Source organism: Acinetobacter marinus, from assembly GCF_900096915.1.
In the GTDB taxonomy this organism is placed as follows: Bacteria; Pseudomonadota; Gammaproteobacteria; order Pseudomonadales; family Moraxellaceae; genus Acinetobacter; species Acinetobacter marinus.
This window is the reverse complement of sequence record NZ_FMYK01000004.1, coordinates 14,218-30,970: the sequence shown is the minus strand read 5'-3', so window position 1 is coordinate 30,970 and position 16,753 is coordinate 14,218. Positions and strand designations below refer to the sequence as shown.

14 protein-coding genes are annotated in these 16,753 nt (G+C 44.4%); 6 read left to right on the top strand and 8 right to left on the bottom strand.

The window, feature by feature from the left end; translation table 11 throughout:
* Window positions 1-44: 44 nt before the first annotated feature.
* The 7 genes from BLQ60_RS14060 to BLQ60_RS08415 form a co-directional block, all read right to left on the bottom strand.
* Entirely contained in the window at window positions 45-194 is a 150-nt protein-coding gene (locus BLQ60_RS14060; RefSeq protein ID WP_171259085.1) for a hypothetical protein, read from the bottom strand.
* Between the two features lie 151 nt (window positions 195-345).
* Window positions 346-2,391, bottom strand: a complete 2,046-nt coding sequence (locus tag BLQ60_RS08440; RefSeq protein WP_092618835.1) for a DEAD/DEAH box helicase — start codon at window positions 2,389-2,391, stop codon at window positions 346-348.
* Between the two features lie 433 nt (window positions 2,392-2,824).
* On the bottom strand, window positions 2,825-3,250 hold the full coding sequence (locus tag BLQ60_RS08435) for a hypothetical protein (protein WP_092618832.1): 426 nt from the start codon (window positions 3,248-3,250) through the stop codon (window positions 2,825-2,827).
* A 53-nt stretch (window positions 3,251-3,303) separates the two neighbouring features.
* Window positions 3,304-4,398, bottom strand: a complete 1,095-nt coding sequence (locus BLQ60_RS08430) for an HPP family protein (protein WP_092618829.1) — start codon at window positions 4,396-4,398, stop codon at window positions 3,304-3,306.
* A gap of 180 nt (window positions 4,399-4,578) precedes the next feature.
* Complete coding sequence (locus BLQ60_RS08425; protein ID WP_092618826.1) at window positions 4,579-6,150, bottom strand: hypothetical protein; 1,572 nt, start codon at window positions 6,148-6,150, stop codon at window positions 4,579-4,581.
* A 160-nt stretch (window positions 6,151-6,310) separates the two neighbouring features.
* Complete coding sequence (locus BLQ60_RS08420) at window positions 6,311-7,144, bottom strand: TIGR03915 family putative DNA repair protein (protein ID WP_092618823.1); 834 nt, start codon at window positions 7,142-7,144, stop codon at window positions 6,311-6,313.
* Between the two features lie 26 nt (window positions 7,145-7,170).
* A complete protein-coding gene (locus BLQ60_RS08415) occupies window positions 7,171-8,433 on the bottom strand; it encodes a putative DNA modification/repair radical SAM protein (RefSeq protein ID WP_092619539.1) in 1,263 nt (420 codons plus the stop codon).
* Between the two features lie 146 nt (window positions 8,434-8,579).
* Here BLQ60_RS08415 and BLQ60_RS08410 point away from each other — a divergent pair, with 146 nt between their 5' ends.
* The 6 genes from BLQ60_RS08410 to BLQ60_RS08380 all read left to right on the top strand — a co-directional run bounded on the left by BLQ60_RS08410 (window position 8,580) and on the right by BLQ60_RS08380 (window position 15,219).
* Window positions 8,580-9,326, top strand: coding sequence for a sulfite exporter TauE/SafE family protein (locus BLQ60_RS08410; RefSeq protein ID WP_092618820.1), 747 nt, complete (start codon window positions 8,580-8,582; stop codon window positions 9,324-9,326).
* A 124-nt stretch (window positions 9,327-9,450) separates the two neighbouring features.
* On the top strand, window positions 9,451-10,863 hold the full coding sequence (locus BLQ60_RS08405; protein ID WP_092618817.1) for an SLC13 family permease: 1,413 nt from the start codon (window positions 9,451-9,453) through the stop codon (window positions 10,861-10,863).
* 147 nt (window positions 10,864-11,010) lie between these two features.
* Window positions 11,011-11,976 (top strand): glycine--tRNA ligase subunit alpha, encoded by a 966-nt coding sequence (glyQ, locus tag BLQ60_RS08400; protein ID WP_092618814.1) that lies wholly within the window; start codon window positions 11,011-11,013, stop codon window positions 11,974-11,976.
* 43 nt (window positions 11,977-12,019) lie between these two features.
* Window positions 12,020-12,415, top strand: a complete 396-nt coding sequence (locus BLQ60_RS08395) for a tautomerase family protein (RefSeq protein WP_092618811.1) — start codon at window positions 12,020-12,022, stop codon at window positions 12,413-12,415.
* Window positions 12,416-12,461: 46 nt separating this feature from the next.
* Window positions 12,462-14,528 (top strand): glycine--tRNA ligase subunit beta, encoded by a 2,067-nt coding sequence (gene glyS, locus BLQ60_RS08390; protein WP_092618808.1) that lies wholly within the window; start codon window positions 12,462-12,464, stop codon window positions 14,526-14,528.
* Between the two features lie 262 nt (window positions 14,529-14,790).
* Window positions 14,791-15,219: a hypothetical protein gene (locus BLQ60_RS08380; protein WP_092618801.1), complete on the top strand. Its 429-nt coding sequence runs from the start codon at window positions 14,791-14,793 to the stop codon at window positions 15,217-15,219.
* A 216-nt stretch (window positions 15,220-15,435) separates the two neighbouring features.
* On the opposite strand, the gene BLQ60_RS08375 is transcribed toward BLQ60_RS08380, so the two are convergent.
* Entirely contained in the window at window positions 15,436-16,635 is a 1,200-nt protein-coding gene (locus BLQ60_RS08375) for an MFS transporter (protein ID WP_092618799.1), read from the bottom strand.
* Between the last annotated feature and the right edge of the window lie 118 nt (window positions 16,636-16,753).

Genomic DNA, 16,753 nt, shown 5'->3' with positions numbered 1-16,753 from the left:
GTGCGATTTTACGCAAAAAGACAGGGTGAAGCGTTATAGTTTTGCTAAAAATCTTGTTTTTTTTCAGATGAACGGTTTTGCTCGATGTGTTGGGCGTGCACTTGCGCAGCCGACTTTTCAGTCGACTTTTGATAAACTTGTGCGCCCAAAAACAGCGCATTCAGCATCACCAAGAACACAAATAGATATGGCACGCAACCCATCCTGCAGTAAAGGTTAAGTAAATCACATTTTATTTAAATAGAGTGAATAATATACACCATATTACAATCCACTTCAATGCAAAAAGCACCTCCGTAGAGATGCTTTATTTAGCTTTAAAACAATGTGTTATGCGAGATAAACTTATTTAGCCCACTTGCGAATGCTGTCCGAACCAAAACCTGATCCATTGCCTTTGTAACGACGTTCACGACCTTCTTGCGAAAAACGCTTTTCAGTGTTGTCATGTTGACCAAAACGACGACCTTCTGAACGCTCGCCATCTTGACGACGTGGCCGATCATTTGAGAATTCACGGCGCTCGCCACGGTTGTCATCACGACCTGATTCACGGTTAAAATCACGTTTTGGACGGTCATTATAACTTGGGCGGTCACCACCAAAGTCACGCTTTGGACGATCGCCAAAATCACGTTTCGGACGGTCATTATAATTGCGTTCGCCACGCTCTGAACGGTCGCCAAACTTACGCTCGCCATCAAAACGACGACCTTCTGAACGTTCTGGACGATCACCAAAATCACGTTTTGGACGATCATTGTAGCTTGGGCGATCACCACCAAAATCACGCTTTGGACGATCAGAAAACTTACGCTCGCCATCAAAACGACGACCTTCGCCACGGTTGTCACCACCACGTCCGCCACGATCAGAGAAACGCTTTTCTGAACGAGGTTGGTAATCTTTGCGGTTACCACGGTTATCATCTTCATGCGACTTGAATTCTGAACGAGGACGCTCTGAACGTGGCTTGCCAGCAAAGTCAGCATTCGCTACGACATCATTGATATAGTCATTGTGCGATTTACGTGAACCTGAACGCTCTTCACGTTTGAAATGACCTTCGCCTTCGATACGACGCTTGCCACCACCGCCAAAACCACGATCACGATCACCGCCAAAGCTACGACCACCACGATCGCCACCAAAACCACGATCGCCACGTCCGCCGCCACGACGACCGTCAGATTTTCCACCTTTACGGCTTGGGCGTGCTGGTGGTGGAGATGGCTCTAAACCTTCGATTTCAGACACATTCAAACGAGTTTCCAAGTACTCTTCGAGTGCACGAATTTTGCCACGCTCACGATACGTCGCCAAAGTCACCGCTTGACCTGTACGACCTGCACGACCTGTACGACCTACACGGTGTACATAGTCTTCATTTTTCATTGGTAAACCAAAGTTAATCACGTGTGAAATGGTTGGGACGTCCAAACCACGTGCTGCAACATCAGTCGCCACCAAGATACGTGCTTTACCTTCACGAATACTACGCAAACGACGGTTACGCACAGATTGAGGCATTGCACCATGTAGCGCAACCACAGAAAGACCTGACTCTGCCAACTCTTCAGCCAACATATCGGTGTCTTCTTGCGTTGAAGCAAACACGACCGCTTGATCAAGCGTTTCATCACTTAACCAATGCGTAAGTAATTTTTTCTTGTGCTCAAAGCCATCTGTCCAATGCAATGTTTGTGTTACATCAGTATTGGTCGTATGACCAGTTTCGATTGCAATACGCTCAGGCGAATTCATCATACGCTCAGCAAGTGAAATAATACGATCCGCAAAAGTCGCAGAGAACATCAAAGTTTGTTCACGGTTGCCTGCAAGATCACTAATTGCTTCTAAGTCTTCAGAGAAGCCAAGATCCAACATTCGATCTGCTTCGTCAACGATCAACGCATTCACTTTATCAAGTTTGATTTGACGACGATTCACCAAGTCCAAAAGACGACCTGGAGTCGCAACAACCACTTGCGCACCTTTTAGCTGTTGAATTTGTTTTGCAAATGGCATACCACCCATGATTGCAGCAACACGAACACCTTTCATTTTGCGTACAAATGCAATCGCATCTTGGCTCACTTGTTGCGCCAACTCACGTGTTGGGCAAAGTACCAAAATCGCTGGTGTAGTCACCGCACGCATACGTTCTTTGAAAGGAACAAAAGTATCTTGATCAGCCAACGCATTCAATGTAGGTAAAAGGAATGCAGCTGTTTTACCCGAACCAGTTTGGCTCGATACCAATAAATCTTTACCTTCTAACGCCGCAGGAATAGATTGTTCTTGTACAGGCGTCGGCGTCGTAAAACCTAAGTCTTGTAGTGCAAGTTGTAATGACTCTGCGAGAGGAAATTCAGCAAAAGTTTTGCTCATAGAGATTTCACCGAGTAATCGGCGCTCCAATTCTAAAATATTTAATTCAATACATCGGCATAAAGGCGACAAAACAGCATCAACAATCAAGCAAATAAAAATGCTTCATTGGCTGTGACAAGTTCCGATTTGAGACGATGTGGTCTATAAACGCACACATGTTTACGAGCGCAACCTGAATAATCGCAGTATGCGATTCGGCGCGAAGGGACGTCCTCTCTTTGGACAAAACGCGCAGACTAGGTAAATATAGATAAATGTTCAGGTAATGAACGGAAGATTCGTGCGTGGAGCGCATTCTACCAACATTTATTTAAAAAAGATAGGTTTATTTTAAGCAAGTCATTTTAGCGACTACCCCTTCGATCTTACACTATGATTTTTAACGTAAAATTTTCGCCTTATTCGTGTGACAAATCAATGTGTATTTTCATTATTTTTGGGGAGAATCATGCAGATGTTTTGCAACAGAAACTTCAAAACGAGCAAGCACAGTGATCACCGAGATTTCTGCCAAGACATATATCCATCCCAGACAGGTGATTTGACTTCGATGATAAATCGCTACCGCCAAGCTCAGACAGCAGTAGAATAGATTCATTGTCGCAATAATATACAATTGATCGTGCAAATGATGATGTCGCACGTAATAGCAATAAAAATCATAAGTAGCGAAAATACAAGGAAATAAAGCAAGAAGGTAGAGTGTCGATTTTGGGATTCCAACCAATACCTGCAATTCGACCAAAACAACTCCGATCATGCATACAGAAATAATCGCTCCCAAGCCATCAATCCAGAATAGCTTTTGTGGGTGACGTCGCCCCCAAGCCAAAATGCGCTTAATATCCACCTTCATTCGCATATCATTTATTTCAATCGATTTTTTTATAACCACTGTCTCAGTCGAGACTAAGCCTTTGATAAATTCTGATACAACACCGCAATCATATCCGAACGGCTAATAATTCCGAGAATTTTGCGATCTTCGCCGACCACAGGTAAATAATTAAAAGACTTTTCTACAAAATACGGAATCAAATCTGCAATATTCTGCTCTGGTTTGACCATCACCACCTGACGATGCATGATGTGTTTGACCTGATCTTGCCACGGACTGCGAATCTCTGTAGTACTTCGAAACCACTCCACCACATCCGACAATGCCAGCGTGCCAACCAATTGCTGTGCCTCATTTAACACTGGCAAACTCATGATATTCATCTGTTTAAAGCGATCTAAAGCATGCAAAATATCGTCATTTTCATCTAAAAACGCCACATCTTTGGTCATGATGTCTGCGCATTTCCCTGACAAAGACAAGCGATGATTGGCATGTTGTTGGGCTTCTAAAATCAAACTTTGCAAATCATATTGGCTGATGTCGAGCAACTCTGTGTGTTGCTCCAACGCATACTCAATATCTTTGGGTTGAATGGTCACTCTTTGCGTTGGTGTCGGATCACTGGAGCGCTGGTTGACTTGTGAAGGTTGCGGATATTGTCGACCAATCATGCGATTAAAAAATAAAGCAAAGGCAATCAATAAGGTCGAATTAAGCAGTACAGGATACAGCACAAAATAATAGCCAAGCTGATGTACCGCATCGCCGCCAAGCACCGCTGTAATCGCCACAGCACCGCTCGGCGGATGAAGTGAATCCGTGGTCATCATCAAAAATATTGACAAGCCCACAGCAATACTAAATGAAAACGTCGGATCAGCAATCCATAGACCGCAACTGACGCCAATAATCGCTGCAATCAGATTCCCAACAATCATATTCCACGGCTGTGCCAACGGACTACTCGATACCGCAAAAAGTAAGACCGACGAGGCACCCATCGGGGCGATATACCACGCATTGATCCCGTCTAGCGCATACCAACTGATCAGTGATGAAATCGCCAAACCAATCAGCGCACCAATACCGCTCAAGCCTCGTTCTTTAAGAGAGAGGACTTTAAAATTGGGTTTAAGCGTTTCAATCCATGTGATGGGTATCATAAGTACAGCAAAGCCTTAGCGAGCAAAATTACCCGCCAAGTATAATCAAAATCAGCATAAATATGTATTTGACTTATATCTTAAGTGCTTCCCTTAAAGATACTTGTCTATTAATCCTTGCTAATAATGCTTTTTTAATTTAGTAAGCCATCCATAGCCAGCCCTATTTAATGACGAAGATTATTTTTTCACATACTTCGAGCGCAATCCTTTACCAAAGCCATAAACTGCGGCAAATGGTAATGCTGTACGTGCCAAGTACGGGACATTCCAGAGTCCGCCATGATTGGCATTTTCCATGAGCAGTTGGAGCGGATGTGCAAGCTGATTTTCTGGATTGGATGGACTTTGCGGGGCATTCAGATCATAGATCCAAAGTGCCGCCATGATGGCATTGGTGGTTTCAGGGGCAAAGGCTTCCACATCAAATAACCCTGCGCCTTCAAACGCTGCTTTTAACAACGGATTTTTCACTACCGATTGGGTCGTGGTCGATGGTGCAATATTAATGGACACATGCTTGCCTTGCGCTCGAGCAGATAAGGCATACCATTGCTGTAAGCGCTTTGCCAATGCATAGTTCGGCCCCTGCTCGATCACCATACAATCGGCAATCGCATATTCTGCCCCCGTATCTGCCTGATAGACCGTTTCATCATTTGGCTCAAAAAAATGCCTTTGACTCAGCCGATAGCTTAATCCAGATACTGTTTTATTGAAGGCTTTACGGGCTTGCTTGCGGGTGCGAATCACCTCAACCACCCGTTTTGGAATGGCGTAAATATCTGTCGGTGTCAACATAAACATGATGCTACTATCGGCTTTGATCTGACTGACTTTTTTCATGATAGAAATCATTGCCATAGATACACGCACGTGTTTTTCACCGTCCAAATAGGCGATACCCGCCAAGTCCAGTTTGGCTTTAAAGCTATTGAGCCAATTGGCGATTTCCGCATTTTGAGTCAATAAATCTGCACCCAAAACCTTTTCACCTTTGGCATCTGGTTGCATCGGCGCAATCAAAGTGGCATTGCCTGCTTCAATAATGCTTTGAATTTTTTGCCAAATTTTTTCATTCGGTAAATCTATCGCCACAATATTGGCTTTCCACTTCGATAGCCATGTTAATGGTCCTGCCTCTGATGCCGCCCCAAACAACACCACCGTACGATCAGACAAATCAAACCATTCAGGATGTTGCGCTGCTTCACGCAGTGCATTGGCATGCGTGACATCGATAATGCCTTGGGTTTCCCAAGTCCAAATCTGATCCAATAATGCCTGACCTGTCAGTAGCTCACCATGATAGGGAATGCCCCACGGTGCAAGCTGTGGATTGTCCTGCCCTTTGATGATGTATTTATCAAAAATAAGCGCTTGATTAGATTGCATTTCTTCTGCAAGTGAATGCGTTTGCTGATCCCGACATACCACAAACTCCTGCTCGGCAAATGCCAAGGCTTGCTCAGCCGCATCAACCGCCCCTTGCGCAGACTGAATGCTATGGCGCACCATCGCATGGAAATAACGAGGATAGTGCTTACGCCATTTGCGCTCTACCATCACATCGATCGACTCAGGTGCAGAAAGCGCCTGTAAGGCACGATGTAAGATTTGCTTGGCAAGTGCAGAGGTGCTCGGTTTACTTTGTTCTGGGGACTGCGGAAACTGAATGCCCTGCCGATTTTGCTTTGATGGGATTGATTTTGAAGTGGCTGATTTTAATATCGAGGGCTTTGTTTTAAACATAATGAACTCGCACGGAAAGTCGTTGCAATATCTTGATAAAATACAAGTGTATAATAATTTTAACTTGGATAAATGGCTTTATTGTATCGAATTATAAAACCATACTCATCTTTCAAGTTGCTCTTTATCACCCTTGAGAAACGACTCAGACAACGACCATTTATAGCGATTTTTCATTGAGATAACGCCAATAACGCTTTGGCACGCACTGCACATGGAGCTTGATATTTTGCCGTTCTTTGATGTTAATGCTCTGAAAATAATCCTTCCACAACTGATCATACAGCGCCTCTTGATCATCAAGATCAATCAAAAACTGCTGACTACCGCCAATCTCTTTTTGTGCATCAATGCTCTGTGCGGATAAATCCACTTCCTGAATCTGCTGTAAATCATAATACACCCCGAAGTGTCGTTTTTCATCATAAATCAACCAGCGCTGATCTTGATAACGATTGCGAAAATGGCGCTGTATTAACGGCAACACATTAAAATCAGGCGCAATCAAACTCAAAAACACCCCTTCACTGCTTTTCTTAAAGCGGATAAAGGCTTCCATACGATGCTTTTCTCGTCCAACTTTTTTCGCCCACTGTGCAATCGCAAGCACACTGGGATGGGTATAGTTTTTCTCAAGTGAATGAATCTGTTGGCACTGTGCATGTCGAAAAATATAAATGCAGTAATTAAAAATATGCTGATAGGCATCGGTATTTTCAGCCAAAAACGCATAATACAACTGTCGAAGCGCATTGTTTGAGAGCTTTTGTTTTAACGCATTCCATACACGCTGCGCCTGTGTATCTTGACTTGCCACCTCGATCGACACGTTAAATAAATTGTCCTGCAAAGATTGGCGAGCAGATGCGTTTTGATGTGCGTCAAAAGCATGAATCTCAACCTGATATTCTCGAAATTGAAATGCTCGAAACACACAGCACAGCAATCCTGTCAATGTGCCATCAAAGCAATAAATCGGTCGTTCACTTGCCATTTGCAACCTCCAAAAACATCTTCATGTCAAAACCCAAGACTGAGTTGTGGCGTGAGCTGTTTGACGTATTTGGAGTTGCCTTTTTCCACGATTTGCTGACGAATCTGCTGTGGTTGTAATTCTTTTTGAAAGCTCGGACTGTCTTCACAGCGGATAAAATATTGCGCTCGGCTGTATGCCACGCCAAGTTTTTTCAGCAAATCACAGTGAATTTTGCCAAAGCGCCGTGCTTGGACGATTTTCTTGGCAGACTTCACACCAATCCCTGGAACACGTAAAATCATCCGACAATCAGCACGATTCAAATCCACTGGAAAAGACTCAGGATGACGTAACGCCCAACTGAGCTTTGGATCAATATCCAAATCCAAATGCGGATGCTTTTCATCGACGATTTCATTGGCGTCAAAACCATAAAACCGCATCAACCAATCACTTTGATAAAGTCGATTTTCACGCAATAACGGCGGTGCTGAACCGACCGCTGGCAAGGTATTATTTTCCTGATTGATCGGAATATAACCTGAGTAATAAACCCGTTTCAGCTGAAAGGTTTTGTAGTGATGATCCGCCATCAACAATACATCTTGATCAGTTTCTTGATGTGCGCCAACCACCATCTGCGTGGTCTGTCCCGCAGGCACATATTTCGGTACATGCTTGATGATTTGCCGTTCGTCTTTGAGTTGAATCAGGCGATCTCGCACTAAACCCAAATCTTTCTGCACCTCTTGATGTGACTTTTCAGGGGCGAATTGTTTTAAGCCAATTTCTGTCGGCATTTCTAGGTTGATGCTCATACGATCGGCATACAATCCTGCTTCATGAATCAGCTCGGGTGAAGCACCAGGGATGGTTTTTAGATGAATATAGCCGTTGAAATTTTCCTCCAAGCGCAACTTTTTCACCACTTGCATCATGCGCTCCATGGTGTAATCCGCTGATTTAAAAATCCCTGAACTCAGAAACAAGCCTTCGATATAATTACGACGATAAAAATTAATGGTCAGATCAACCACTTCTTGCACAGTGAAGGCTGCTCGTTTGACATCGTTCGAGCGTCGTGACACACAGTAGGCGCAGTCATAAATACAGACATTGCTAAACAGGATTTTCAGTAAAGAAACACAGCGCCCATCTTCAGTGAAGGTATGGCAAATGCCTGATTGGCTGGCATCGCCTAAGCCTTTATTTTGATTTTTACGTTGACTACCACTGGATGAACACGACACATCATACTTTGCCGCATCAGCGAGGATTTGCAGTTTTTCACGGATTCGATCAGACATCGCATCACGCTCCTTATCCACCTTAAACATTGAAATTAAGGTAGCATGCGCATCCAGATCAGTTAATATAGTCACTGATGCAATGCGACATACTGCGACGCATCAATTTTCATTGCTCAATCGATACACTATAGCCAAGGATAATCATGCATAAAACGGAACTGCTTCTCCTCGTTTTAAGTGCACTGGCTGCTTTACTGCACGGCATTAGCGGTTTTGGTTTTCCGATGATGAGCACCGCAGCATTAGCAATGTTTTATCCGCTCAAGTACGCCATCGCTTTGGTGGCGATTCCGTGCATTATTCTCAATATCAGCCTGCTTCGAGCGGGTGCTAGCCATCCTTTTTCATATTATTTAAAACGCTATGCTGGGCTGATTATCAGTAGTTTGGTGGGGAGCTTTATTGGCGTGAGTTTGTTGCTCTATGTCAGTGAAGCCTATTTGAAATTACTCATGGGTACGGTGATTTTGCTCTATATTGCCGATCAATTTCGAGCCACACCGATTCAACTGTCGCATTCAATGCGCAATATGACGCTATTTGGCGGTTTGGCTGGCATCATTGGCGGTGCGACCAATGCCATGGCGCCTTTCCTGATGATGTATCTCCTCAGCACTAAACACCAAAAAAATGATGTGGTGATCATCAGCAATATGAGCTTTCTCGCCAGCAAACTGGTGCAACTGACCATGCTTGCACCGATTATTCTGACTTTTAAAACCACACAAATTTATCTATTGATCTGCATCACCATTTCTGCGCTGATCTTCGTCTATTTGGGCAGCAAGATTCGCAATAAAATGTCGCAATCGGCTTTTAATGCGGTGATTTTCACTGCGCTTGGCTTACTCGGTATCAATGCGATTTGGCAAGGCTTTCATTTGCTCTAAATGTTTTGCGCTAATTCTTGTGCGCTAGATCCAAGTGCGCTGTATCAATCTTTTATCCAATAGTATTATTTACCTATCACTTTGTACGCTCTATGCTTTTTTTAAAAACCGAACTGGAAGTTCTATGAATGTCCCTAATCTAGAAACCACCACCAATGCCTTGCCCAAAAATGTCCTGCGTGGCTGGATCATTATTGTCATTGCAATGATTGTCTCCTTTGGCTTGTACGAAATCCTGCCCTATGATGACAATGCCAATAAAGGCTTGAGTTTATTACTCTTTATTGCGACTCTCTGGCTCACTGAAGCATTGCATATCACCATTACCGCCCTGCTCATCCCCGTGCTGGCAGTAGCGATTGGGATGCCCAGTGATACAGGAGGCGAAATTGCACCGCTGACCACATCTACCGCACTGAGCACTTTTGCCGATCCTGTGATTTTCTTATTCTTTGGTGGTTTTGCGCTAGCAACTGCACTGCATGTGCAAAAGCTCGATCGTAAAATCGCCATGTGGATCATCTCTATGTCGGGGGGCAATCTCGGTATTGCGGTGCTGGCGATCTGTGCAGTGACGGCACTGCTTTCTATGTGGATTTCCAACACGGCAACAGCTGCCATGATGTTGCCATTGGCGTTGGGTCTGTTATCGCACTTTGATGCCGACAAAGAACGTAAAACCTTCGTGTTTATTCTCTTGGCGATTGCCTACTCTGCCAGTATCGGCGGTCTCGGCACATTAGTTGGTTCACCGCCGAATGCCATCGCTGCTAAGGCTTTGGACTATGACTTTGCCGATTGGATGAAAGTCGGTCTGCCAATGATGCTGCTGATCTTGCCTGCGATGTTGGTCAGCTTGTACATTATCTTGCGTCCAAATCTAAACCGCCGTGTCGAGTTTAATTCTGAAATCATTCCGTGGAATCGTGAGCGTGTCTTGACCATGGTGTTGTTCGTGATTACAGCGATTTCGTGGATCATGGGTAAAAAAGTCAGCGAAACTTTTGGCATCAGCCAGCCTGACAGTTGGATTGCGGTATTCGCTGCATGTATGGTGGTGATTTTAGGTATCGCCACATGGAAAAATATTGCCGATAACACCGACTGGGGCGTACTCATGCTGTTCGGTGGCGGTCTTACACTAAGCGCCATCTTGAAAGATTCAGGATCTTCTTTAGTGCTCGGGCAAACCCTCGCTGATGTGCTCGGCGGTGCGTCGCCATTCTTGGTGATTGTGATCGTTGCAGCCTTTATCGTCTTTCTTACCGAATTTACCAGTAATACCGCATCGGCAGCATTACTCGTGCCTGTATTTGCCGTGATTGCCGATCAAATGGGCATGCCAAAAGAGATTCTAGTGATCGTGATTGGTATCGGTGCATCGTGTGCATTTATGCTGCCTGTTGCTACCCCGCCAAATGCCATCGTGTTCGGTACAGGACACATTAAGCAAAGTGAAATGATGCGTGTTGGCTTTGTGCTGAATATCTTCTGTATCGCCATCGTGTCGATGTTTATTTATTGGTTCTTTATCTAATCCGCCTAAAAGCAGGTTAAACCTTGTGGTTGTGAAAAAGCGCTTCGGCGCTTTTTCTTTTTTTGATATCGTGGAATCCTTTGCCACGCCCCTTGAAAATCCTTATACTTAAGCACAATTTTTTCCTATATTTTTAATGGATGCCACATGAGTCGCGCCATCTCGCATATTGATACCTTTCAAGGGCTGATCTTAGCTCTACAAAACTACTGGGCAGAACAAGGCTGTGTCGTCCTGCAACCCTACGATTTAGAAATGGGCGCAGGCACATTCCACACTGCAACCTTCTTGCGTGCACTCGGTCCTGAAACATGGAATGCTGCTTATGTACAGCCATCACGCCGTCCGAAAGACGGGCGTTATGGCGAAAACCCAAACCGATTACAGCATTATTATCAGTTCCAAGTAGTCTTGAAGCCGAACCCAAGTAATATCCAACAACTGTATTTGGACTCACTCAAAGCCATCGGTATCGATACCTTAACGCATGATGTGCGTTTTGTTGAAGACAACTGGGAATCTCCAACGCTAGGCGCATGGGGCTTAGGTTGGGAAGTGTGGCTCAACGGCATGGAAGTGACGCAGTTCACCTATTTCCAACAAGTCGGTGGTGTCGAGTGCTACCCTGTGACTGGCGAAATCACTTATGGTCTTGAGCGTCTTGCGATGTACTTACAAGGGGTTGATTCAGTTTATGATTTGGTATGGACCAAAGGTCAATTTGGTACGGTAACTTACGGCGATGTATTCCATCAAAATGAAGTCGAACAATCGACTTATAACTTTGAATATGCACCAGTCGATAAATTATTCGAATTGTTTGATTTTCATGAATCTGAATCGAATCGTTTGATGCAAGCTGAGTTGCCACTACCTGCCTATGAGCAAGTGGTCAAAGCATCCCATACCTTTAACTTGCTCGATGCTCGTGGCGCAATCTCGGTCACAGAACGTCAGCGTTATATTCTCCGTGTTCGTGCATTGGCACGTGCCATTGCACAAAGCTATGTACAATCTCGTGCAAAATTGGGCTTCCCAATGGCTGAACCACATTTACGTGATGAAGTCTTGGCGCAGTTAAAAGCACAAGCGGAAGCTGAGTCAAACAGCTAAGTGCTCGGTAAATTGTAAATTATTTACAGAAAAGGAATCTCAAATGCCAAGTGTGATCATTGAAGTCCGTCGAGAATACACACCTGAACAAGAGGTGGCGATCATGGATGCTGTACATCATGCACTGGTTGAGCATTTTAAGATTCCTGAAAAAGACAAACATATCCGTTTGATCGCCCATTTACCGCATCGTTTTGCTTGTCCGCCACAATTAGAACAAGCTGAATATCAGACACAAATTACGATTAGTGCTTTTTCAGGTCGTTCGATAGATGCCAAACGAAATCTCTATCAAGGTATTGTGCAAAATCTTGAAATACTGAGTATTCCTAAACAATGTATTTCGATTCTTTTGCAAGAAATTCCTTTAGAAAATTGGGGAATCCGAGGTGGTCAAGCGGCTTGCGATGTAAATTTAGGTTTTAAGGTTGATGTTTAAGTCATCACTTTTCAATAGATAAACGATTTATAGAAGATATTTGAACATGACACACACTGTATTATTTGAATTAGGCTGTGAAGAACTGCCGCCAAAGAGCTTAAAAACGCTACGTGATGCCCTAAAAAGTGAAGTCGAAAAAGGCTTAACCGATGCAGGACTTGGTTTTGACAGCATCGATGCCTATGCTGCGCCACGTCGTTTAGCATTGAAAATCAACCAAATCGAAGCACAGCAAGCCGATAGCCAAAAACGCTTTGATGGGCCTGCGGTACAAGCAGCCTATGATGCCGAAGGCAAACCAACCAAAGCCCTTGAAGGATTCTTACGTGGTCAAGGAATCACTGCCGACCAAGTATCAACCTTCAATGCAGGCAAAGTCGAAAAGGTTTGTTATTTCAAAGACATCAAAGGTCAAAGTCTTGATGCCTTATTGCCAAACATTTTGCAAACAGCGCTCGATAATCTCCCGATCGCCAAGCGTATGCGCTCTGCGGCAAGTCGTACCGAATTTGTTCGTCCTGTGCAATGGGTGGTGTTGCTCAAAGATGCACAAATTATCGAAGCAACTATTCAAGACATCCAAGCCAGCAATCAAACTTTCGGACATCGTTTCCATGCACCGGAGGCGATTACACTTGCTCATGCCAATGATTATCTCGATTCACTACGCAATGCCAAAGTGATCGCAGACTTTGAAGAACGTCAAGCGATGATCGACAGCCAAGTCAAAGCCCTTGCCGATGAAGTCGGTGCGATTGCCATCGTCCCTGCGGATTTGCGTGATGAAGTGACAGCATTGGTTGAATTACCTGTTGCACTTCGTGCCAGCTTTGAAGCGCGTTATTTGGCTGTCCCACAAGAAGCCTTGATCACCACCATGCAGGACAATCAAAAATATTTCTGCTTGGTCGATGGTCATAACAAACTGCAACCGTACTTCATTACCGTATCGAATATTGAATCGAAAGATCCAACCCAGATCATCGAGGGTAATGAAAAAGTAGTCCGCCCACGTTTGTCTGATGCAGAATTCTTTTTCCTACAAGATCAAAAGCAACCCTTAGCAAGTCGTAAAGACAAGCTGAAAAATATGGTGTTCCAAGCACAGCTCGGGACATTGTGGGAAAAAACTGAACGTGTGGCAAAACTGTCTGTAGCACTGTGTCAATTTACAGGTGCATCGCCACTCGATGCGGAAAAAGCAGCATTTCTTTCAAAATGCGACCTCACCTCTGAATTGGTCGGCGAATTCCCAGAACTGCAAGGCATCGCAGGCACCTATTATGCTCGCCTTGAAGGTGAAAATGATGAGGTCGCTGATGCACTGGGTGAGCAATATTTACCGAAGTTTGCAGGTGATGCACTTCCACAAAACAAAACAGGCACGACCCTCGCCCTTGCCGATCGCATGGTGACTTTGGTCGGTATTTTTGGTATCGGTCAAGCGCCGACAGGTTCAAAAGATCCATTTGCACTGCGTCGTTCTGCGATTGGTATCTTACGTTTAATCATTGAAAATGAACTCGATATTAGCCTAGAAAACTTGGTTAATCTTGCGCTTGCAGGCTATGGCGATGTGATCAAAGATCATGACAAAACCCGTGCCGATGCAGTGGCATTTCTAGAAGGTCGCTACCGTGCCAAGTACGAAGATCAAGGCGTCGATGTTGATGTGATCCAAGCGGTACAAGCACTTTCACCGAAGTCACCGCTTGATTTTGATCAACGTATCAAAGCGGTGAACCATTTCCGCACTTTAGATGAAGCAAGTGCATTGGCAGCGGCGAATAAACGTGTGGCAAATATCTTGGCAAAAGAAACGGTTACTGAAAATACAGTGAATGAAGCCACGTTAGTTGAGTCTGCAGAAAAAGACCTTTATCAAACGCTGAAAACTTTGACTGCTGAAGTTCAACCATTACTCAATAATCGCAACTACACTGAAGCCTTATCAAAGCTCGCTGCACTTCGCACGCCGATCGACGCATTCTTTGATAATGTGATGGTGATGGCGGATGATCCTGCGCTCAAAGCCAATCGTTTGGCGCTATTAGCTCAACTTCGTGGATTATTCTTGAGTGTGGCAGATATTTCGGTGCTTCAATCGTAATTGATCTTGATCATCTATTCTTAGATGTGCCAAAGCAGACATTCGTGTCTGCTTTTTTTATGACTTGGACGATTGCGACACAGCATAAAGTGATTGCCAAAAACCCTCAAAACACATACTTTCCCCACAAAGGCACTGATATTGTTGAACAGTTTTACCTTAACCAACGCTTGATTACTATTCAGAAACATAGCACACACATTATTTGGGCTTTTAAGTCTTAAAGTAGCCACATCGAAATACAAACCTATGAGTGTTTATCATGTCTAAGTTAAAATTAATTGTTGCCCTTTCTTCTTTATTGGCGTTTGGTAGTGCCTATGCAGAAACATCGAAGCACAGTGTAGATGCTTCAGTAAAAACACCGCACGTGACTGCAACGACGAAAACATCAGTGAAAACACCAAGCGTGACCCAAAAAGTCACTCAAGCGACCAAGTCCACTGCATCAAAAGCAAGTACCGCAACTCAAAAGACAGTAAAGAAAGCAAGCAATACTACGAAAAGTGCAGCACATAGCACAAAAAAAGCGGTAACGAACACAGCGTCTAAAGCCAAAGACAAAACCACGCACGCAGCAAAATCAACTGCTAATGGCGCAAAATCAGTTGCCACTAAAACTACCAAAGCAGCATCGACGACTGCGCACAATGTCAAAGACAAAGCGCACGCTGTAGTCAAAAGCAACTAATTTGATTGATGCGGATACAGCATCTTTTAATCAAAAGAAGCTGTCTCAAAATCCAGTTTTCAACCCCACCTAACCTCCCCTTAAAAAGGGGAGGAATTTCAACCATTTGATTTTATTGAGTGGTCTTCCCCCTGTGAAGGGGGATGAGGAGTACACTCCGCAAGGGGGTTTTATAGTTTTGAGACAGCTTCTTTTTTATGCGATGACGTTCAGTTGTTACTTACGCATATTCGGTAAATCCAGCACTGAGCAAATTGCGCTGAGTAGTGCCAAGGCAAAACCAAACGCACAGGTCAAGCTCCAACCGCCAAGGTTCCACGCAAATATCCCCAAAGATGAACCTGATGCCGCCCCTGCAAAATAACTGGTCATATAGATCGAATTCAGTCGAGATTTGGCTTCATCATGCAATTGATAAATAATATTCAGATTGGTGACATGTAGGGTCGAATTCGCCAGATTGATCATACAAAAGCCCAGCAAATAAGCGATCAAATACCACTGCGCGGTATACAACACACTCCAACTCAACAACGCCAACACCATCCCGACCAATGTGAGCTGTCGTGCATAGCCACGATCGACCAACTTGCCCGTGAACTGCGCAAATACTGCACCAACAATGCCCGAAAGCCCAATTAAACCAATCTGAAAATCACTGAGTAAAAATGGCTCTCGTGCCAAAAGCAAAGACATCGTGGAAAATAACGTACTCATCGAGGCAAAGGTCAGCGCACCGACACCTGCACGAAGTACCAAACGGCGCTCGGTGGCGATCAAATGCCCCATGGTTTTAAACATGGCAAAATAATTCAGTTTGACTGGAGTCAGCTTTGGCAAGCGTGGCTGTAATAACAGCATCAGAATCACCAGCAAAATCGCACTGAGCCAGTACACAGTATTCCATGCAAACAAATTCGATAATAAGCCCGCCACCGTGGTCGAGAACAAAATCCCGATCAGCAAGCCACTCATCAAAAAGCCAACCACCGCACCGATGCGCTTCGGCTCGACCAAGGCAGTAGACAGCGGAATCAGCACCTGTGAACTGACACTAAACAAACCCGTCAGCACCGTGCCCAACCACAGCATATAAATATTCTGTGCAAATGCGCTAAACAACAGCCCTGCCGCAGTCAGACACATAAGAATTGGAATAAATAAATGGCGCTTGACCAAATCCCCAAGTGGCACCAATAACAACAAGCCCACCGCATACGATATCTGCGCCAAAGTCACAGTCAACTGCGCTTGGGCTTCTTCAATGGCAAAATGGGTTTGAATGGAATGCACCAGTGGCTGACTAAAATAGTTTGCGCCTGCGCAAATCCCGCAGACCATCGCCATCAACCATAGGGTCGAGTTGGCAAGTTGTGGTTTGCTAGGTGCGGTTTGGGAGGATGATTGATCGGACATAAATACACACGCCAATAAAATTCAAAGCATAGATAGAACTAAATTCATCTGATAATACGGAAAAATCAGGAGTACAACATTTAATTGCCCATTGTACAGTTTCAGCGTCTATAATACT